This is a genomic window from Kitasatospora cystarginea (genome assembly GCF_039533515.1).
Lineage (GTDB): Bacteria > Actinomycetota > Actinomycetes > Streptomycetales > Streptomycetaceae > Kitasatospora > Kitasatospora cystarginea.
Map to the genome: position 1 here is coordinate 1 of NZ_BAAATR010000068.1, position 19,438 is coordinate 19,438.

General features: G+C 68.8%; 15 protein-coding genes. 7 read left to right on the plus strand and 8 right to left on the minus strand.

The annotated features are described in order from the left end of the window. Nucleotides 1-260 precede the first annotated feature (260 nt). The 5 genes from ABD369_RS37865 to ABD369_RS37885 all read right to left on the minus strand — a co-directional run bounded on the left by ABD369_RS37865 (nucleotide 261) and on the right by ABD369_RS37885 (nucleotide 6,861). Nucleotides 261-980 carry an RICIN domain-containing protein gene (locus ABD369_RS37865; RefSeq protein WP_344641192.1) on the minus strand — a complete coding sequence of 240 codons (720 nt, stop codon included), beginning with the start codon at nucleotides 978-980 and terminating at the stop codon, nucleotides 261-263. 61 nt (nucleotides 981-1,041) lie between these two features. Continuing rightward, entirely contained in the window at nucleotides 1,042-3,963 is a 2,922-nt protein-coding gene (locus ABD369_RS37870) for a WXG100-like domain-containing protein (protein WP_344641193.1), read from the minus strand. A 2-nt stretch (nucleotides 3,964-3,965) separates the two neighbouring features. Beyond that, entirely contained in the window at nucleotides 3,966-4,655 is a 690-nt protein-coding gene (locus ABD369_RS37875) for a WXG100 family type VII secretion target (RefSeq protein ID WP_344641194.1), read from the minus strand. Between the two features lie 113 nt (nucleotides 4,656-4,768). Next, complete coding sequence (locus tag ABD369_RS37880) at nucleotides 4,769-6,520, minus strand: WXG100-like domain-containing protein (RefSeq protein WP_344641195.1); 1,752 nt, start codon at nucleotides 6,518-6,520, stop codon at nucleotides 4,769-4,771. Beyond that, entirely contained in the window at nucleotides 6,517-6,861 is a 345-nt protein-coding gene (locus ABD369_RS37885) for a hypothetical protein (protein WP_344641196.1), read from the minus strand. The genes ABD369_RS37880 and ABD369_RS37885 overlap by 4 nt, the downstream gene beginning before the upstream one ends. Before the next feature lie 812 nt (nucleotides 6,862-7,673). On the opposite strand from ABD369_RS37885, the gene ABD369_RS37890 reads away from it, so the two are divergent. Continuing rightward, entirely contained in the window at nucleotides 7,674-9,095 is a 1,422-nt protein-coding gene (locus ABD369_RS37890; protein WP_344641197.1) for an arylsulfotransferase family protein, read from the plus strand. A 658-nt stretch (nucleotides 9,096-9,753) separates the two neighbouring features. Further along, nucleotides 9,754-10,410: a PIG-L deacetylase family protein gene (locus tag ABD369_RS37895; RefSeq protein WP_344641198.1), complete on the plus strand. Its 657-nt coding sequence runs from the start codon at nucleotides 9,754-9,756 to the stop codon at nucleotides 10,408-10,410. Between the two features lie 489 nt (nucleotides 10,411-10,899). Here the strand turns inward: ABD369_RS37895 and ABD369_RS37900 are convergent, their stop codons facing one another. Next, on the minus strand, nucleotides 10,900-12,723 hold the full coding sequence (locus tag ABD369_RS37900; protein WP_344641199.1) for a glycosyltransferase family 2 protein: 1,824 nt from the start codon (nucleotides 12,721-12,723) through the stop codon (nucleotides 10,900-10,902). Between the two features lie 450 nt (nucleotides 12,724-13,173). Between ABD369_RS37900 and ABD369_RS37905 the strand changes: the two genes are divergently transcribed. Continuing rightward, the gene (locus ABD369_RS37905) at nucleotides 13,174-14,184 is read left to right on the plus strand and encodes an FtsX-like permease family protein (protein ID WP_344641200.1); all 1,011 of its coding nucleotides are present in this window, start codon (nucleotides 13,174-13,176) and stop codon (nucleotides 14,182-14,184) included. Here the strand turns inward: ABD369_RS37905 and ABD369_RS37910 are convergent. Beyond that, a complete protein-coding gene (locus ABD369_RS37910; RefSeq protein ID WP_344641201.1) occupies nucleotides 14,118-14,546 on the minus strand; it encodes a CBS domain-containing protein in 429 nt (142 codons plus the stop codon). The genes ABD369_RS37905 and ABD369_RS37910 overlap by 67 nt on opposite strands. Before the next feature lie 350 nt (nucleotides 14,547-14,896). On the opposite strand from ABD369_RS37910, the gene ABD369_RS37915 reads away from it, so the two are divergent. Next, nucleotides 14,897-15,253 carry a DUF5994 family protein gene (locus ABD369_RS37915; protein WP_425557870.1) on the plus strand — a complete coding sequence of 119 codons (357 nt, stop codon included), beginning with the start codon at nucleotides 14,897-14,899 and terminating at the stop codon, nucleotides 15,251-15,253. On the opposite strand, the gene ABD369_RS37920 is transcribed toward ABD369_RS37915, so the two are convergent. Continuing rightward, complete coding sequence (locus ABD369_RS37920; protein ID WP_344641206.1) at nucleotides 15,169-15,525, minus strand: tyrosine-type recombinase/integrase; 357 nt, start codon at nucleotides 15,523-15,525, stop codon at nucleotides 15,169-15,171. The two genes, ABD369_RS37915 and ABD369_RS37920, sit on opposite strands and share 85 nt — an antisense overlap. On the opposite strand from ABD369_RS37920, the gene ABD369_RS37925 reads away from it, so the two are divergent. The 3 genes from ABD369_RS37925 (at nucleotide 15,409) to ABD369_RS37935 (ending at nucleotide 19,025) form a co-directional block, all read left to right on the plus strand. Next, complete coding sequence (locus tag ABD369_RS37925; RefSeq protein ID WP_344641203.1) at nucleotides 15,409-15,789, plus strand: NUDIX hydrolase; 381 nt, start codon at nucleotides 15,409-15,411, stop codon at nucleotides 15,787-15,789. The two genes, ABD369_RS37920 and ABD369_RS37925, sit on opposite strands and share 117 nt — an antisense overlap. Before the next feature lie 313 nt (nucleotides 15,790-16,102). Further along, complete coding sequence (locus ABD369_RS37930) at nucleotides 16,103-16,984, plus strand: DUF4231 domain-containing protein (RefSeq protein ID WP_344641204.1); 882 nt, start codon at nucleotides 16,103-16,105, stop codon at nucleotides 16,982-16,984. Nucleotides 16,985-17,840: 856 nt separating this feature from the next. Continuing rightward, nucleotides 17,841-19,025 carry a hypothetical protein gene (locus ABD369_RS37935; RefSeq protein ID WP_344641205.1) on the plus strand — a complete coding sequence of 395 codons (1,185 nt, stop codon included), beginning with the start codon at nucleotides 17,841-17,843 and terminating at the stop codon, nucleotides 19,023-19,025. The last annotated feature ends 413 nt before the right edge of the window (nucleotides 19,026-19,438 follow it).

A 19,438-nucleotide genomic window follows, 5' to 3' on the forward strand; every position in this document is an offset into this window, starting at 1 on the left:
GGCGGCCGCGGTGACGTTGGCGGCGGCGGCGAGTTCCGCGGGCGGAGCGAAACGGCGCTCCTCCTTGAGCAGGTTGGCCAGGCTCTCGTTGCTCAACAGGTCTCCTTGTACGAGTTTGGTGCGGGAGGCCCCGCCGTACGGGACGGCGGGGACTCCGGTCGTGCTGCTTCTGAGCATGGACCGCCGGAAGCCGGTTGACACCGGACTCCGGTGGAATTCTCGGTGTCGCGGGCAAAACCTTTCGGTCATGCCGGGAGCCATCAGACGGCTGTCCGGGCGTGCAGGCCCCGGTCGCTCCACCAGGTGCCGGCACTCGCGCAGTCCCCGACCGACAGCGGCCCGCCGGCCGGTGCGGCGACCAGGCAACCTCCTTGGTGCGCGCGGATCCTGAAGCGCATGGCCGGCCGCCGGGCGACCGGGTCGAGCCGGATCACGGGCATCCGTTCGGCGAACCGCCAGAGCTGCGCACTGACTTCCTCCCCGGTCTGCGAGCGGTCGCTTCGAAGGTCCACCAGGCCGTCGGGCTCGGCGGTGAGCACCAGCGGGCCGGAGGTGCCGCCGGACAGCAGGGACCGGACGGTGAACTCGCCGTCCTGCTGCGGCTGGAGGATCCACTCCTGACTGTTCTCACCGGGCTTCTCGCGGGTGCCGACCACCGTACCTTCGGCGGCGGAGGACACCTTGGCGCCGAGGGCGTCCATCCGCTGGGCGGATTCCCACACGTCCAGCGTGCCCAGGCCCCGGTACGGGGCGACCGCCGTCATGGTCGCGGCCGTCACCGGCGGGATGTCCGGGGCGCCGAGCGGACCGGGACCCCAGCTCTCCAGCGGACCGGAGTACATGCCGATCGGGCCCGGCGCGGGGCGCGATGGCGCGGTGGTCACCGTGTCCGGATGCCCGACCGTGGCGATCAGGAGCATACCGGGGACGACGGTGAGGTAGGCGACGGCCTTGGCGGCCATCAGCGCCGGTTGGTGCACGGGAGTTCCTTGCTGTGAGAGAACGGTTCGACCGGCTCGGGGCACGATGGACGGCGGAAGGTCACGGCTGCCCCGCGCCCGCCGGCGCCACCGGTTCCGCAGCGGGCGGTCGCATGTGTCGCAACACCGACCCGCCAGGCCCGTCCTGCAGCTCCAGCCCGGGTACCCGGAGCAGTTGGGAGAGGCCGGGCGCCGGGAGTTCGGAGTGGATCGGGCTCACGGGAGTCGCGCCGTCCGGAGCCGGGTGCGGATGGACGTGCGCCTTCCCGACCACCAACACGTACTTCCCGTCGCCGGCGACCGCGTCGGCCGCATAGGTGTTGAACCGTGCCGCCCGCTCGTACAGCCCCCACTCGCCGGCCTCCCGGCGGGCCGGACGCCCGTCCACCGCCCGGATGTCGACGCCCTCGGCCTTGGCCGCCTCCACCACCTCGCGCAGACCGTTGCCCGGCAGCGAGCCGTGCGAGGAGTCGTAGCGCGAGATCATCGTGTCGAGTTCCGGTGGCATCGCCGACCCCTCCGGGGAGCGCAGATGGGTGTCCAGGTGGTGCTGGAAGCTGTCGTCCCGCAGAGCCTCCAGGTACACCGTCCTAACGCCGTGTTCTCGAAGGGCCGTCATGTTCTCCTTCAGGAACGGCCAGCTGGTCGACGCCGAGTGCACCTCGCCCAGCACGAAGCCCTGGTGCTGCGCGAGGATCCGGCCGGCACCGGTGACGGCGTCCGGGGCGTCGTGCAGCGCGGTGTCCACCCGGTGCAGGGACTCAGGGGAGAGTCCGGCGGGCGAACTCGCGGTGTTGGCCGCCACGATGACGTCGAGCTGCTCGCGGCGGGCGTCCTGTCCCTTCCAGTAGTCGGCCGTCCGGTAGTCCAGGCGAGCCGCCGCCTCGATCCTCTCCTGTCCGCTTCCGCTGACCTTGTCGGGCGCCCAGCGGGTGAGCGCCGCGTCGGTGTCGTTCCGGACCGTGCGCACGACCTGTGACGAGAGATCGTTGAGCGTGGTCGGGTCGTGATCGGTCTTGAGCGTGTTGGTACGCGTGTTCAGATGGATGCCCTCGAAGGGCCGCCCGGTGCCGGACTCCGGGTGCAGGTACTTGCCGCCGGAACTCTGCTGCGGCATGAGTTCCTTCAGCTCGTGCACGGCGGCCGGAACGTCCGGTCTCACCAGGTTCTTCGCCTTGAAGAGCGCCTTCTGCACCGCGGACTGCTGGATCGGGTAGACCAGCGCCGGACCGGAGGGATGCTCGTGCAGCCCACGCGTCGGCTGCGTCTGACCGGCCGGCCGCTCGGTTGCGGTCCGTGACGCGTCACCCGGACCCGGCGTCAGGTTCGGTGCCTCGGCGGGCGACCCGCGATGGACGGAAGCGGACGGGCCCTGGCCGATCGTCTCCGGCTGGGCCACCGCCGCGACCTCGGTGTGCGCGAGGTTCGGCGAGCGAACGTCCGCTGCGTGGGGGCCGAGGTTGATGGGGGGGACGGGGGTCTCGTGGACTTCCGACGGGGTCTCGGTTGGTGGCAGGTGCGGTGAGGGTACGTCGGCCGCGTGCGGGCCGAGCCTGATCGGGGCGGGGGCGTCGTGCGCTGCCATCGGTGTTTCGGCCGGCGGCAGGTGCGGTGAGGGAGCATCCGCGACATGAAGGCCGGACGCAGCCGGAACACCGTGCCCGCCCGCCGTGCCCGGCTCACCAGTAGTCAGTGGAGCTCCGCTGTCCACGGCCGAGTGCGGCGCCGGATGGCCGGTCTCAGCGGCGGGTGCGTGCATCGGGCCCTCGAACGCGGGTGATGTCTCGACGTGTCCGGGAGCGGCCCCGGCGGCCGGAGCAGCGCCGTCGCCGATGCCCCGCGACATAGGTTGGGCCGGGGAACCGGCCTCTCCCGCGGGAGCGGCAGCCCCCGTGCTCGTGTGGTCCGACGTGACGGGGTGGGCCGAGCCGTCGGCTCCCGGGTGCGTCGCACCGCTCGCCGGAGCCGGACCGTCCGAGCCGGCGGCCGCGCCGGTGCCCTCCGCCGACCGCGGGACCGCCGCGCCGTGCTCGCCGGCACCGGGCTGCACCTCCGCGCCGGTCGGCACACCCGCGTGCGGGGCTTCGGCGGGAGGCCGGAAGTGCTCGTTGAGCGCGGCGCCACCGGCGTGCAGACCGGCGCCCGCGGCGCCGCTGAGGCCGGAGCCGAGCAGGCTGTGACTGTCCACCTTGCCGGTGGTGACCGCCTGGGTGATGACGTCCGCGCCGACCCCGACCGCTCCGGCCGTGACCATCCTGCCCGGCAGGGTGCCCATCACCCGGCCGAGCCCGGCCTTGGCGCCGGCCGCGCCGACGCCCTTGCCCAGCAGGTTGCCGGATGCACCGGCCACCGCACCGCTCGCGGCGTTCTGGCCCACCTCGTTCAGGTCGACACTCTTGCGGTGCCCCTGCATGACCTCGATGGACTGGGCGAGCAGGTTGATGGCGGCCATCTGGACGGCCTGCTTGGCCGCGAACTCCAAGGCCTCCAGCGCCAGTTTCTTGATGATCTGCTGGACGACCGTGCGGATGGCGGCGACCGCGACCGGGATCTGAGCCAGCGAGACGCCCGCGGTGAAGGGCGCCTCCACCTCGGCAGTCGCGATGTCGACGGCCAGGATGCCCAGTTGAGCGATGATCTGGATCTTGGCCGTCTCAGCGGAGTTGGCCATCGACTCCAGCATGTCGCCCATGCCGTTGCACGCCGCGACCAGACCCGGGAAGACGCCGGGCTGCTCCTCGCCCTTGCCCGTCGTGAAGTTGGCCCAGTACTCGGTCAACTTCGTTGCGGCCACGCCCTGCTGGTCGGCCAGTGCACGTCGCATCGTGGCGTCCGAGGTCTCGCCGATGTCGTCGAGAGCGCTCGCCACGGAGCGCCAGTGCTCGGCCATCTGCCGCAGGTTGTCCTCGTCGGCCTCGGGCCAGCGGGCGCCCGACAGTAGCAGCAGAACCCACTGCAGGGGTTCGGGTACCTCCACAGCCATGATCAGCGCCCCCCACCGATGCGGCCGCGGCCGATCTCGCGGTTGGTCGCGCTGAGCACCACCGGTGACGGCGGGCCGGCCGTGGCACCTGCGGGCGGAAGGGTGATCACCGGAGTGGGCAGGGACTCCACCACCTGGAGGTCCCGGCCGCGGCCGTTGAGGTCGGCGACCGTGTCGGACTCGGCCGACTCGTAGTTCTGTGCCATCGTCTTCAGGCCTTCCGCGACGCGGTGCAGGGCAGCGGGGAGGTTCTTCAGCCCCTTGAGCGTGGCCGCGCTGTAGGCCAGGTAGCCCTTCTCCCCTTCGGCGAACTGTTCTCCCGCGTGGTCCTTGCCCCAGGGCGAGGTCGCGTTCATGCTGGTCAGGAACCCGTCGAGGCCGAGATACAGCTGTGAGACACGGTCGGCGGCGGCGGACATCGGGGAACTCGCCGTCCGGTACTGCTCAGGGCTGATCTTGATACCCGTGCCCGCGCTTGCGGCCGTGGGCGCCGCCTGGGCCGCGTGGGCCGCCGCACCCCGGGAGACCGTCAGGGTTCCCATGCCGGGGGCGGGCGAACCGACGGCCATCGTCGCCATTCCGGCGCCCTGCGGACCGACGGCCATCGACCCTGTCGCCGGCCCCGTCGACTGGCTGCTCGGCGTCGGCGCCTCGCCGGGCCCATGCACCTTCGTGCTGAACGGATCTTCCATGACACTTCCTCACCGACTTGTGCCGCCCACCGGTCGGACGACCGGTGGGCGGAATGGCTGCGAGCGCTGGCCGACGGCCGACAGCACGCGTTACTCGTTGTCTGCGCAGCCGCTCACTGCTGAGGGCTCTGCGGCACGGCCGAAGACCGCGGGGGCGCCGAGGTGGGTTCGGACCTGTCGAACGCACCGGAGGTCGCCAACTTCGCGAGCGCGGCCCGCAGATGCGGGCTGGGCACCTGGTAGCCGCCCTCCTCCCGCAGTGGCGCGCGCTTGGTCGCGGCCTCCGCTCCGGTCTGCGCCGATGCCCCGGCACCTGTGCCCTGGTCCGGCTCGCCCTGGCGCCGCGGGGTGGCCGTCCGGCCCTGCTCGACGCCCGCGCCGTCACCGGCCGGCCGGCCCTCGGCCTGCCCGGCTGCGGCTCCACCGGCTCCGGCCGGACCGGAAGCCGCCGCCGGCCCCTTTCCTTCCGGCTCGGGGCCGAGCACCACGCTCGTCAGCTGCTTGAGGAGATCGCTGTCCCCCTCGGGCGGGGGCTCCTCCTCGCCGGGCGTCTGCGGGGCTCCCGCCCGGCGCTCTCCGGCGGCGCCGGTCCGCGCGTCGTCCAGCCAGCGCTGCCGTGCCTGTTGCGCCCGCCGGTCACGTACCGGGGCGTCCCCGGCCTGGCCCTGGATGCCGGAGTCGGTGAGTATCTCCTCCTGCTCCGGTGCCTCCTCGGTGAGGAGTCCGGGCCTGCGCCTGCCACCCGTGTTCTTCTTGCCCCCGGCGCGACCGGTACCGTGCATGCCGCCGATGACGGGGCCCCGGCCGGAGGCGCCCGCACCGGCAGTGGCGGCACCCGAGCCCGCCCGCCCGCCGCTAGCGGAGCCCGCACCCGAGCCGAGCGGTTGCCGTGTCGGCTGGAGCGTGCTCTGCCCACCGGCGCCCGGCACCGTGCGGGACCGTGCATCGGGACCCGCGCCCGCAGCGGACGGCATGATCCCCGCCCCTGCCCGGCCCGCCGTCCCGCCGACGGCAGGCCCGCGCCCCGCAGCCCCGTTGACGGCACCCGCGCCGACCGCGGCCGCACCGAGCGCACCGGAGGACGCACCCCCGGAATCCCCCGGGGCCCCGGAAGCCCCGGCAAGGTCGGCGGCAGGTGCCGCGCCCGGCACGTCCGCACTCGCGACGGCACCGGTGAAACCCGCCAGACTCAGCCCGGCGGTCGCGGAGCCGTTCGCCGGGCACGCCGATCCGCCTGCCCTGCCGGGGACTTCGGCCGAGGCGAACGCGCCGGCGGTGCCGCCGTCCCGGGTACTGGTGCCACCGAGTGCGCAGACCTGCCCGGCACCGTCCATGCGCTCGATCCGGTCCGCGCTCCGGCGAAGCATCGAGTCGACCTCGGCGCCCGCCTGGCCGACATGGTGTCTGCACGAGTCCACGGTCAACCGCACGCCCTCGGACTGCGCCGCCACCTCGGGCGAGGCGCCCGGCAGGCTGCTGTCGAGGTAGTGCTTGGTCGACCAGAGCTGCTCGACCATCGTTGTCTTGGCACGGGCGACAGTACCGGAAGCGCCGCGCAGGCAGTGGGCCATCGCGAGCCCGGTCTCCAGCGTGGTGACCGCATGAGCGTCGTCACGGCCGCTGTACCGCTCCAGGTACCGGTGGAAGCCGTCGGCGGCCTCCCCGGACATATGGGCCACGGCCTGCCGCGCACAGGCCACGATGGCCTGGATCCGGGGCTCGGCGGCAGCGGTCCAGGCCTCCCAGGCTTCGGCGAGTTCCGTGAGCTGGTCCTCGTCGATATCGGGGAAGGCAATCTCGGTTCCGTCCTCACGGAGCTGGACGACCGTCAGCACCTCGGCCAGGTCGGCGGGCAGCTCGATCACGACGGACCACCGCTTTGGAGTGCAGCGGCATTGGCACCGTCGGTCTCGCGGTACCGCCGGCACATCAGCAGCAGGTTCTCCGCCATCGCAGCGGAGTTCCGCAGGTAGCGGTGGATCCCCTGGAGGGCCTGCTGCTGGTGCTCGACCAGCCCGCCGGCCCCGGACCCACTACCGGACAGAGCCCTGCCCAACTGATCGGTGCCGTACCCGGCTTGGGGAACCCGCCGCACCGCGCTCTCGACCCGTGCGGTACCGGACTCCAGCTCGCGAACGATGCTCTCGATCTTCCTGGCAGCCGCCTCGACCTCGTGAAGGTCGATCCAGAACGTCCCGCTGCCCATCCTGTTCCCCCGTCCTCAAGGTGTCCGGGCCATCTCACGGCCACCCAAGGATTGACGGTCTCTCACGCCGGTAATTGATCGATAAGTATTCTGCAAAACGCCACCCGACGTCCGTTGTGCGCCGGGCCCGCCAGCACGCTTGGAAAGCGCGTTGGGGGCAACCCCTCACGAGTTCGAATCTCGTATCCTCCGCCTCTGCCCGCCAGGGCAAACGAGGGCCCGGACAGCCATGCTGTCCGGGCCCTCGTCGTTCGTCGTCCCATCCGTAGTCCCAACTGCCCTTCCCGGGGGCCTGTGAGTCGTCCCCGTCGGCGTCCTTGGCCACCTGCCGGAGAGGCCACCGCGGGGCGTCACCCAGCCGTCCAGCGGGACTGCTCGGCCACCGGCCGGTCGTCTGGCCTGTTCGGGTGCCACCTGTGGGCCGTATAGGTCACCAAGGGCGAGGACCTCCGAGGCGAACGCCGCCGGCCGGTGCAACCTCGTGTGGGGCGCTGGCTTCCCGCTGCTTCCGGGCAGGACCGCCAGGTCGGTGGAGCCATCGCTCCGATTCCGCGCGGGTGAGCAGCAGAAGGAGGAGGGACGTGCCTGCAGCTATGGGTGCCTGGCACCGCTGGATGGCGGCTGCGACGGTGATGGTGACGGCTGGGGCACTCGGTTCGCTAGGGGCAGGCACGACTGCAGCCTCCGACCTGATGGAATGGGACCGTGCCCAGTGCGCGACCCGGCCCGCCCCGCCGGCGACGAGCGTACCGCCACCGATCACCTCCGGCAGCGATGTGTGGAGCTTCGTGTCCGCGCCGAAGCTGCATCCCATGCGGGTCACCGTTGCCACGCGACAACGGGGCACGGCCCCGGGGGACGTCTTCGTCGCCCCGTACAACCTCACCCAGCCGGTCGGCCAGACCGGGGCGCTGATGCTCGAAGACTCCGGCGATCCGGTCTGGTTCCGCCCGCTTCCCGTCGCGAACCTCGAGAACGGCGACTTCCGGGTGCAGACGTACCACAACCCCCGGACCGGCGTCACGCAGCCGGTGTTGACGTTCTGGCAGGGAACCATCGCGATTCCCCCGTATTACACCGACCTTCCCGGCGGCGCCCCCGAGCCGGGAGGCTGCTACTACATCTACGACGACCACTACCGCCTGCTCAGGACGGTCTTCGCCCGGCACGGCTTCTACCCGGATTTCCACGAGTTCCTCCTGACGCGCCGGGGGACCGCACTGTTCATCGCGTCCAAGCCGGTCCCGATGGACCTCACCCCGTACGGGGGGCCGAAGAACGGAGCCATCGAGGACAGCGAGGTCCAGGAGGTCGATCTCGCGACCGGGAGACTCGTCTTCTCGTGGGACATCCTGGACCACGTGAACCCGGCGGACTCCGAGGTGTCGGCCTCCTCGGCGTCCTCGTCCGGCGGGGTGTGGGACGCGTACCACGTGAACTCGATCGACGAGGGCCCCGACGGCCAGCTGCTGATCTCGGCCCGAAACCTCTGGGCGGTATACGACGTCGCGCGGCAGACAGGCGACATCCGCTGGCAACTCGGCGGCAAGAGAAGCGACTTCAGCTTCGGCCCGAACGCGGACTTCTACTGGCAGCACCACGCCCGGTTTCGGCCGGGAAACCGGATCAGCATGTTCGACGACGGCTGCTGCGACCAGCCGGACGGCACCCCCGAACAACAGTCACACGGCCTGATCCTCAACCTCGACTTCCTCAACCACCGCGCGACCGCGGTGCGGACCTACTACCACGCACCGGGGTTGTACGCGGCGTCCCAGGGAGACACCCAGGCGCTCACCAACGGCGACGAGTTCGTCGGGTGGGGGCAGGAGTCGTACTACTCGGAGTACAGGGGTGCCGGGAACACCGAGGGCGACGGCTCGAAGAACCTGCTCTACGACGCCATGATGCCGGGCTCCGACATCTCGTACCGGGCGTTCCGCCACAAGTGGGTCGGCAAGCCGTGGTATCCGCCCAGTGCGGCGGCGCGCGGCGGCAGCGGCGGGCAGAGCACCGTCTACGCCTCCTGGAACGGTTCAACGCAGACCAGAGCGTGGCAGGTGCTGGCCGGACCGGACGCCCGTTCCCTGTCGGTGGTCGTCGACCACGCCGACCGGACCGGCTTCGAGACGGCCGTCACGACGGACAACCCGGGACCGTACTTCCAGGTGAGGGCGCTGAACGCGAAGGGGGAGGTCATCGGGACGTCCCACGTCGTGACCCGCTCCGGTTGACGGTCGACGGCTCGATGCGACGGCCTGCACCAACACGCTTCCCCGCCGGCCGCCGAAGCGTGCCGACCAACGGTCCAGCACGGTGGAGGTGTGATCGGTACCAAGTCGGACTCCGCAGGAAGGACCGCTCCTCGGGCCGTTTTCGGTGGCAGCATCGCCCGCGACTGTCGAACGGCAGCCCCAGCCTGGTCTCAGTTCCGGTCAGTTTTGTTGTCGGTTCGGATTTTGGGCTTGACCGGGCAGTCGTCACTGGCCCCAGCCGGGCTCCTCGGCGGACCCCGCCACTTGCTTCGCGAGCCCTTTGCGGCTGGCAGGCCACCCCAGACTGATAACGCCGAGTGCTGGGAAGCCACCACGGGACCGACCTCCCTCGCTCGGGCGTACCCGCCTGTCGCCCTGGCTATTGACCTCCTGCCATAAGCGCCGCCGCCCCGGCGACAAGCCGGTGCCGCCAGGGTGACAGGCCGCTGCCGGACAGCGGGCCGCCGAGGGTGCCGCACGCTGTGGGGCCGGGTCGTCTTCCGGGTGGCGCAGGGTGGAATCATCCCGTATGCCGGGAAGTACAAGGGGCCGATGCAAGCCATCCCGTCGCGGGGCCGGCGGGACTTCCCGGAGGGGACTAACCGTGCTCTCACAGCCTGACTGTGTTGTGGCGGTGGTGGCACACCCGGACGATGCCGAACTGATGTGCTACGGGACGTTGTGCCGCTTCCGCCGGCTCGGCGTCGCCGTCACAGTCGTCATCGCCACCAACGGCGTCAACGGTGTCTCGCTCACCGACCGCGACCGGGTACGGCTGGGTGAACAGGAACGCCTGGCCGAGTCCGCCGTCTCCTTCGCCGACACCGGCATCGAGGTGGTCTGCCTCGGGCTGTCGGACGGGGCGCTCAGAGCGGACCGGGAGCTGATCTCACGGATCGAGAGCGAGCTGGTCCGTCTCGGCTGCACGATGCTGCTGACCCACAGCCAGCACAGTGGCAACGACCACCAGGACCACCTGGCCGTCGCCAAGGCCGCCTCGAACGCGGCTACCCGGGTGCCGAGCTGCACCGCAATCCTGCACGGCGAGCCGCACGCCCCCCGCAACACCTTCCGCCCCAACGTGCTGGTCGACGTCACCGACGTGCTCGCCGACAAGGTCAAGGCGCTGCAGGCCCACCAGACCCAGGGCGGCCGCTGGTACCTCAGCGAGGAGTACACCCGGCACCGGGCGGCGGAAGCGGGCTGGAGTCTGACCCCGGCCCGCGCGGCGCACGGCCGGTACTTCGAGGCGTTCGAGGCCTCGCTGATCACGCTGCTCGGCCCGGAGGACTGAGCAGCGGTCCGAGCAGGCCCGCTGTCGAGCAGTCCCCGTCCGTGGCATGCCAGGGCTCCAGCGAGACACGCATCGCTGACACTGTCGACGGCGCGGCCCTGATTCGCGTCCTGCACTTGGCCTATCCCGTACCGCTCATTTCGGATCGGGTCACGGACGGATTCACCACCTGCACCCGTTCGTCACCGGTCGGCAGCACCGCCACGTTCGGCCTGCGCACCCACCGCTTCCAATCGTTCGGGACACGCCACCACCTCGGCGCGGCGTCCCACTGCGCCGAGGTGGTGGCCGCAACGTGCAGCACGGTCAGCCGCAGCGGATCCTGAGCGGTCGGCCGCGCCGCCGGGGGCCTTTCGGCGGAGTACGGAGTCCGGAGCGTGTTGCGCGCGGAGGTGAGCGGGCGGGAGCGGGCATTCCCCTCCCAGACCGGTCGCCGGCGCCCGCCGCCGCCGCTTCCGGATGCCACCGCAGGGGGTGTCGGCGCCGGGGTCACGTGGAAGCCACGGCAGCGGCTCTTCGGAGGTCGCGTTCGGCGACGAAGGCAACGCAGACCGCCGCGTAGTAGACGACCGACTTCAGACCGAAGATGGCCCCGATGAGCAGCAGGAATCCTGAGCTGTCGGACGCGATGGCGCCTATCGCGGCGGCGGTCAGGATGAGGGCGAGGGCAAGCTCCACACGGACCGAGGCGAGTACCCGCCATCCCGAGGCCCCGGCCTTGAACTTGGTGGTGCGGCGCCAGGCCGTGTTCTTGGTCAGGATGCCGTGGAGCGTGGCGCAGGTGCAGATCCACGACAGGGACGAATCCACCACCATGGCCATGAGGGTGTCCTTGGACGCGGAGCCGGCGATGTATCGGTACCGGCACCAGCGAAGAGCCAGAGCGGAGCTCAGACCCATGACCAGCCCGATCCACAGGCCCCGGTTCATGGGCGGCTGCTCACCGTGGACCAGCATCGAGACGAGCGCTGCCAGGGCGAGTGGCATTGCGGTCAAGAACCCGAGGCCCCCGGTCACAAGGACGAAGCCGTGTTCCAGGCCGAGGATCTTCTGCTGGACGGACATCGTCGACGGCGTCGCGAAACGCCTGGGCAGGAAGAGCCGCCAGTGCTGCTTGAGCTGCTGGACCGGTCCGTAGGTCCAGCGGAAGCGCTGCTTCTTGAACGCGGCGAAGGTTTCCGGGACAAGGCCCGCTCCCACCGGGTCGTCGAAGGTGAACGACCTGTAGCCGACGGCCTGGATGCGGACTCCGATCTCGGAGTCCTCGGTGACGCACGACATCGACCAGCCGCCCGCATCGACGATCGCCGCCCGGCGCAGTACGCACGAGGTGCCCATCGGATAGGCGGCCATCCGGTCGTTACGGCTGCGGAAGAGCATCGAGAACGACACCTGGTAGCCCCAGTAGGCGCCGCTGCGGAAGAGGCTGTCCTGCCAGTCCCGGAAGTTGTACTTGGCCTGGATGAAGCCGAGCCTCTTGTCGTCGAAGTGTCCGACCAGACGGGCGAGGAAGTCGGGTGCCATCTGGTAGTCGGCGTCCACCAGCGCGATGAGTTCCGCGTCCTGGGCGGTCCGGGCCAGAGCGAAGTTGAGCGCGCCGCCCTTCGCACCGGCCAGCGGGGCGACGTGGAAGAAGCGGAACCGTTCGCCCAGCCTCCGGCAGTGCTCCTCGACCGGGCGCCAGAGCGCCGGGTCCCTGGTGTTGTTGTCCACCACCACGACCTCGAAGTTGTCGTACCGCAGGCGGGCGAGAGCGTCGAGGCTGGCGATCACCATGTCCGGGGGCTCGGCGTAGCACGGTAAGTGGACCGAGACCTTCGGCCCGTTGACCACCGAGGATGCGTGCGGCATGTTCCGGCGTGCCCACTTCTCACGGCAGAAGGCTTCGATGTCGAGGAAGGAGTGCACACATGACATGGGCAGGGCCACCAGCATGGACGGGATACCCGCGATGAAGAAAGCTCTCGTCAGCGCTGAGACGTTGATGGTGAAGGCGAAGTGGATGTACCACGTCACTGCGGCCAGCACCGCCGAGTAGAAGGAGACGAGCAGCAGAGAGCCGGGCAGGTGCATGGGCGAGCGGCGGTACAACAGGAAGACCATGCCGGCTTCGACGGTGGCGATCCCCACCAGCCAGGGCCGGAGCCCGTACACGGCGGTCACCGCGACCACTGCCAGCAGGCAGCCGAACGCTCCGGCGGGAGCGGCGCGGCCGGGATCCGACCGTGGAAGGTACCGAAAGAACAGGAGAACGAGGGCGCTGCCCATCGCGAGGCAGTTGCAGACGAGCGCGGCTCCGAAGAATGTGTCCACCTGTTGACTCCCTCCCCGACAAATGACGGAAGGACCCCCTTTCCCACTTTTGCAGCATCGCCGGTCCGCGCAAGCCGACCCCCTGCACGCCCGGTGAACCGCCGCTTCCCGACGGTCCCCAGACACGTGTTTTCTTGACCCTGGCGGCCTCGTAATCGGTCTGGTCAGCCCTCAACCACCGTGCCCTACTCCCACGTCGTTGTTCAGGACAGGGAGGTGGCGGGCCCGATGTCGCCGGGCAAAGAGCGGGCAGCGCAACGGCACGGAGACACTCCGCCGGCTCCGGCAGCTTCCCGATGCCCTCCTCGACCTGACAGCTCAAGCGCGATCAGTCAGCAGCGACCCGGATGCGCGGGCCTGGACGGGCCCCGGCGACGACTTCTGCGTCGACGAGGCAGAAGCCGGCGGGTCTCAATGCCCGGCGAAGCGGTCCGGCAGGACGGCGGCGCCGTGCTGATCACGTCCGAGCGGCACGTCGTCACCCCGGACCGTGTGAACCTCAAGATCGTCGGCTATGCCGATTCGGCCAGCCAGTCCGCGGGCGGCTGGGTCACACCGGACCAGGCCCGGACCCTGCACGCGGCCTCCCTACAGATGATGTACCGCTTCCAGGACGCCGGATCCGACGCAGCGCTGAAGACCGACATGGTCGCCGCCACCAAGGGCCTGCCGTCCAACGCGCCGACTGGGACCAGCTCCTACCTGGCCATCAAGGCAAACCTCGCCAAGGGCCCCGACACCTACGTGCCGTTCCTGACGGTCTTCGGCGTCCTGGGCCTGATCGTCTCGGTCCTGATCGTCGTCAGCGGCGCCGTCGTCTCGGGCTTTCGGCACATCGGAGTCCTCAAGGCCCTGGGATTCACACCGAACCAAGTGACGGCTGACTACCTCGTCATGGTCACGTTCCCGGCGGCGATCGGCTGCGCGCTCGGCTCGGTACTCGGCAGCCTCGTCGGCAAGAAGCTGGGGCGCCAGACGTTCTGGGGCATCTTCGGCAACGACCTCGTTCGAGACAAGGCGACCGTCCCGACCTGGGTCTATCCGGTCGTGCCGATCGGGATGCCCTTGCTGGTCGCGCTGTCCGCGTTCGAGGTCTCAGTTCTGGTCTCGTTCACCACCGTTCAAGCACGTTCAGCAGGCTCTCCAGCGGCAAGAATGCCGCAGGTCAGGATGTGCACGGATCCAGCTGAACGGCGCTCAGCAGAATTGGAAAGCGTGTTGGGGGTAACCCCTCACGAGTTCGAATCTCGTATCCTCCGCCTCTGCCCATCTGGGCAGACGAGAGGCCCGGACCGCACTGCGGTGCGGTCCGGGCCTTCGTCATGTCGTGCTCTCAGTTTTGGTCTCAGTCAGTCCGACCGGATCTCACCGAGCAACGGGGAGCACCAACGGCTTCACGGAGTCGAGGCGGCGGCGAGGAGCCCGGTGGCGCGGTCCGCCGTGAGCACGCCGAGGATGTAGCCGTCCTCGTCGACGACGGGCCAGACCACCAGGTGCTTGATCCGCATCGCGATCGCGGCCAGGGCCAGGGCCATGGTCGGCCAGGCAAACGGGCCGCGCTGGTGCGAGGTGGCGCTGATCGCAGTCCGCTCGGTGGACCAGGAGCGGGTCAGGAACGGGTGCAGTCCGGTGCGGGTGACCAGTCCCTCGCACCTGCCGTCGTGGTCGCGGACTAGGAGGTACTCGACGTGGGCGCTGTGGAAGATGTCATTGGCCTGGTCGACGGTGCTGTCGTTGGCTATCTGGTAGTCGCAGGGTTCCATGGCGTCGGCGACCGTGAGGCCATGGCCGGGCCGTGCCGACTGAGGGGAGTGAGTGGTCACGGTGTTCACCGGTTCCTGTCTCCGGCTGCCCGCCGGGGCTGCCCGGGACGCTTTTCACCCAGAACGAAGCCGGAACGGATACCGGAATGCGGGATGCCCTGGATGTTTTCGAGGCTACTCCCGTGGCGGGCGGCCGGGGGAGACCGCTGCGGAGTACGGTGGGAGACAACCGAGGACATTCCGCACACCGGCATCAGCGCCGACGTCGCCCTGGGTCATGATTGGTCCACCCTCGTGGACCGGACGGGCGGCTCCGCATGATGCCGATCCCCCTCCCCGCCCCTTCCTCTTCCGGGCCGTGGACGGTGCCCGACGCCCCGCTACTGCCTCGCCTGGAACTGGAACCGACGATGTCGCGGGAGGGCGTCTTCGACGGGGCCTGGTGGCCCCGCTCGAACCACGTCCTCGCCGAGCTGCCGGACCTGATCACCGCGCTCGGCGCCCACCTCGGGCGCATCGTCCGGGTCGGCCTCGACACCTCGGCCTGGGACGGCGTGCCCCGGTCCGTCGTGGTGAACGGCCTGATGATCAGGATCAACTGGTTCGCCGGCAGCGACGCGACGATCAGCGTCACGCGGGGCTTCCAGGACCACTTCCTGCTGCTGGTGGTGCCGCCCGGCACTCACTCCGGGGCGGCCGCCTTGGCGATGGCCGGAGCCTCCGCAACCGGAAACCACACCCCGGCGGCAGAACTCCTGCTCGGCTGAACGGTCCGTACCGCCGCACGCCGGACACTCCGACCGAGGTCTTCTCCGCCGAGCTGCACGGCGCTTTCGCCGTGAGCGTCGGCGTCGTCAGCCGCGCTGCCCCAGAGCGCGGCGCCGATCTTCTTGCCCACGTCGTTCAGCATCGGCTCGGTGATGTGCTGGTAGCGCTGGGCCATCGAGGTCGAGGACCACCCCATGATCGCCATGACGATCCGCTCCGGCACGCCGAGCAGGAAGAGGACGGTCGAGGCGGTGTGGCGGGCGTCGTGGATGCCGGCCTCGCGCAGGAGCCGCGCCTCCTCCACAGCAGCGAGACCGACGACGAGCGCCAGGACTTCTACCTCGCCACCATCGACAAGTGGAACTTCGAGAACCGCACCGGCCCCGAGTTCAGCCAGGAAGGCCGAGGCGAGTACATCCTGGAGGAGGTCCCCCTCACCCCCGAGGCCCTCAACGCGGTGAACCTCCTGCCTCAAGAGATCGCCGCCGTTCTGCGCGAGGCCGTAGAGCACGGCGAACTTTTCGCTGCCAAGTAGAACCCAAGCCGGACAGGGAACTAGGCCAGCGACCGAACCGTTGGCCTGGCTTCAGTTCGATCCCCCAAGGCCATACTGAAATCACCCACCACCGGCAGCCTCCTCTCCCGCTCTCGACAATGCACCTACAGCCAAGTTGAACCTTGGCCTATCTGAACCCCCTTGAGTCCACGTTGACTCGAATACTTCAGCGACCCTCGCAGTGATTTTCGAAAAATCCTTCATAGAAGTTCACTGCGCGTGTACCCACCCTTGCTCGCCAGCGATCCGCGCTCTACTATCCGATAGGTTCAGTGAGGCAGTAGGGGGGTCCGTGGCAGCGGATACAGGCGTTTTCATGGATGGAAGCTCGCCCGAATTTCGGCCGAGTTTGACACCAGAGCAGGAGCGGCGCCTCCAGGAGGATTACCGGAGGAAGGTAAAAGAGTTCGACCAGCTAGAGGTCGATCTCCGTGGGGCCCGGACCTTACAACGCATCTTCCTGCTAAGCACACTCGGCGCGATTGCGTTGGCCTTCCTGCTGGGCTACACCGTGATCATCGGCCTCTGGAATACGCAGCCACTGTTCACGAGATATGCGGGACTGGCGATCGTCATCGGCCTATGGGTCGCGATGGGCCGACTCTTCTGGATCAACCGCAAGACGATTACCACCAAGTCCGGCGAGCTACGCAATGCGCTGCAGGATCGCCAGACCGCCGCAGCTCAGCTCCCACTGGACTCCCCCTCCGGCCTGCGGATCTACCGCGAAGCTTCGCTGGAGATCGTCGACCAGTACCGGAAGGGGGCCAATCGGAACCGTCGAGTCCACAACTTCTTCCAGGTGATCATCATCACCGGATCAATTGTGACGTCATCACTCACTGCCATGAATGACGGAAACAGCGCCATGCTGAGGTTCGGAACTGCCTTCCTTAGCGGATTTGTAGGAATCTCGGCAGGCGTAACCGGATACTTCAAGTTCCGGGAGCGTGGCTACAACCTCCAGTCGACTGCCGATGAGATCGAGAAACATTACAACGCTTCCCAGTTCATGCTCGATGAATACGCTGGAAGTGATCCGAACAGCCCTCTCTCTGAGGGCGAGCGGCTACGAATGTTTGCTCGATTCGTCGAACGATTGAAGGAAGAGCAGCGAAAACGAGAACTACAGCTTGAGCAATCCAGCTCGGCGAGCGAGGAGCATGCCAGCTAATGGGCACGAGGCGCAGAACGGCATGGCCGAACTTACGTTTCCTGCTCGCACCGTTCCAACATTGGCGGACCCGTCGGCTCATGGGGGCCCACGGCTCAATTTCGTACGCGACTGCCTGGTGCCTGGTAGAGCTGGCGCGATCCCCCTCTGAGCTCCCGTACGTCCAGAACGTCGCCGCCCGCATGGAGGTGCTAGGCATGCCGGCGCCAGGAGTCACTCTCGATTCTTGGGATGCCCTGGCCCCCGCAGAGCAACGCCGCCGCCTTGCTTGGCTAGATCGCCATGGAGCAACCCCACTTGCCGCTATGGGGGTGACGTGCGGAGCGGTCGAACAGGCGAAACTTCACGTCGTCGAGTGGGGCCTGCCGGCTGGGCATCGAGCCATCACGGTAACGGCCAGCCGGGGCGTTTGGCCTGAGTGACTGGCAAGCGGCTGCGAGGGCAGCCGACGGGTCGAGCGTGGGCATGAGATGTGCCGCTGGTCCGCCTGCGGTTCCCGAGCGAGATCGGCTGACACACCAGCCCCCCGCGCATCCGTGCTTGTACTTCGGCCGGAGACGATTCTTCCGAACGGGCAGGATGCCGCCCTTGAGGTCCACGTCCGTCCAGCGCAGCCCGAGGGCGAGGGCGTGGACCCCCGCGCGCTGATAGGCCACTTCGCGGACTGCACCGCGACGGCAACGGGCAACACCTGGCCCAGGGCCGGGCCCGCAGCACCGACCCCGCTTGGCTGACTGCCAGCGCGGGACCTGCGGCGACCTCCGAATCCTGGGTTAGCCCCGCCAGCGGCAGTGATCATCGCTACGGTGAAACTCACAAGGTTTGATCCTCGGTACCGGGTCTTGTAGGGGATGTCATGGGCAAACGTCGCGGCTTCTTCGCGGAGATGAACTACCAGGCGCAGCAGGCTGAGAAGCGCCGACGCCAGCAGCAGGCCGCCGCCCATCGTGCTCATCTTGCAGCGCAGCGCCAAGCCGAACGAGCCATGAAGGCATACGAGCGCGCGCAGGTGGCGGCGGCAAAATCCTCTGCCGCCGAGAAGAAGGCCGCGGAGCGTGAGGCCGCGCGACTCCGGGTGGAGTCCAGGCTCGCCGAGGTCGAGTCCATGAACACCGATCTGGCCAGCGATCTTGCCGACATCGACAGTCTGCTCGCGTGGACCCTGGGCATAGACGACTATGTCAATCTCGAATCATTGAAGATCTCGGAGGTTGAGCATCCTCCGTTCAAGCCTGGTGGCCTGGCTGTCCCTGCGCCCAAGGTTGCGGAGCCGAACTACGCGCCTGAGCCCGTGTATCAGGAGCCGACCGCACCCAGCGGATTTTCAGCCATGCTTGGCGGCAAGAAGCGGCACCAACAGGCCATCGAGGGGGCCCGGGCCGCCTTTGAGAACGCGCATGGCTACTGGGAGCGCACCAGGGATGCTCTCCACAACAGCTACGTCAAGGAAGTGGCCCAGCGCGAGAAGTTGGAAGCCAAGCGTGTGGCGGAGCTATCTGCCGCCGAGGAGAAATACAAGCAGGAATGCGAAAAGCGCGAGGCTGAGGCGTCAGCTCACAACGCCGAGGTCACCAAGCTCATCAACGACCTTGCCTTCGATGTCGAATCCGCCATCCAGGAGTACGTCGGCATCGTCCTGTCCAACTCGATCTACCCCGAGGTCTTCCCGGTCGAGCACGACCATGCGTTCAATCTCGCATCCCGCGAACTCACGCTTACAGTCAGCGTTCCAGAGCCCTCAACCATACCCTCAGTGAAGGGGTACCGATACGTGAAGGCGAAGGACGAGATTGCCTCAACTGACCTGCCCGTTCGCGAAAAGAAGGAGCGGTACGCGAACGCGGTCTGGCAGGTCGCAGTTCGCAGTCTGCACGAAGTCTTCGAGGCCGACCGCGCCGGCAAAGTCCACTCGGTCGCGCTGACGGTCGGCGTCGATACAATCGACCCTGCCACCGGCCGCCCAACCACCGTTCCTCTTGTCATCGTCGCCGCGGACCGCGAGACCTTCAACAGCTTCGATCTGGCCAAAGTGGTCCCCTAGGCCACGTTGCAGCACCTCGGTGCCGCAATGTCGAAGTCGCCATTCGACCTAGCCCCGGCAGACACCAGTCGCGGCATCCGCGTTCGGGGACAGTGACAATGCGATTCAACCCACCGCCGGGGTGGCCCACGCCGCCCGAAGGCTGGACTCCTCCGCCAGGATGGAAGCCCGACCCGACCTGGCCGACCCCACCACCTGGCTGGCACCTCTTCGTGCCTGACGACGAGTCCGAATCGGACAACGACATCGACGAGTCCGCGACGGTGCCAATCACCGAGGCTCCCACGGACCCGGCACAAGGGTCACCGGGAACTAACCTCGATCTTGCATGACGGCTCGTCAGCTTTGCTGGCGGGCCGTTTCTGCTTGTCCGGGCGTGCTGTTTGTGCCTGTGGGTATGGCGAGGGCCCGGC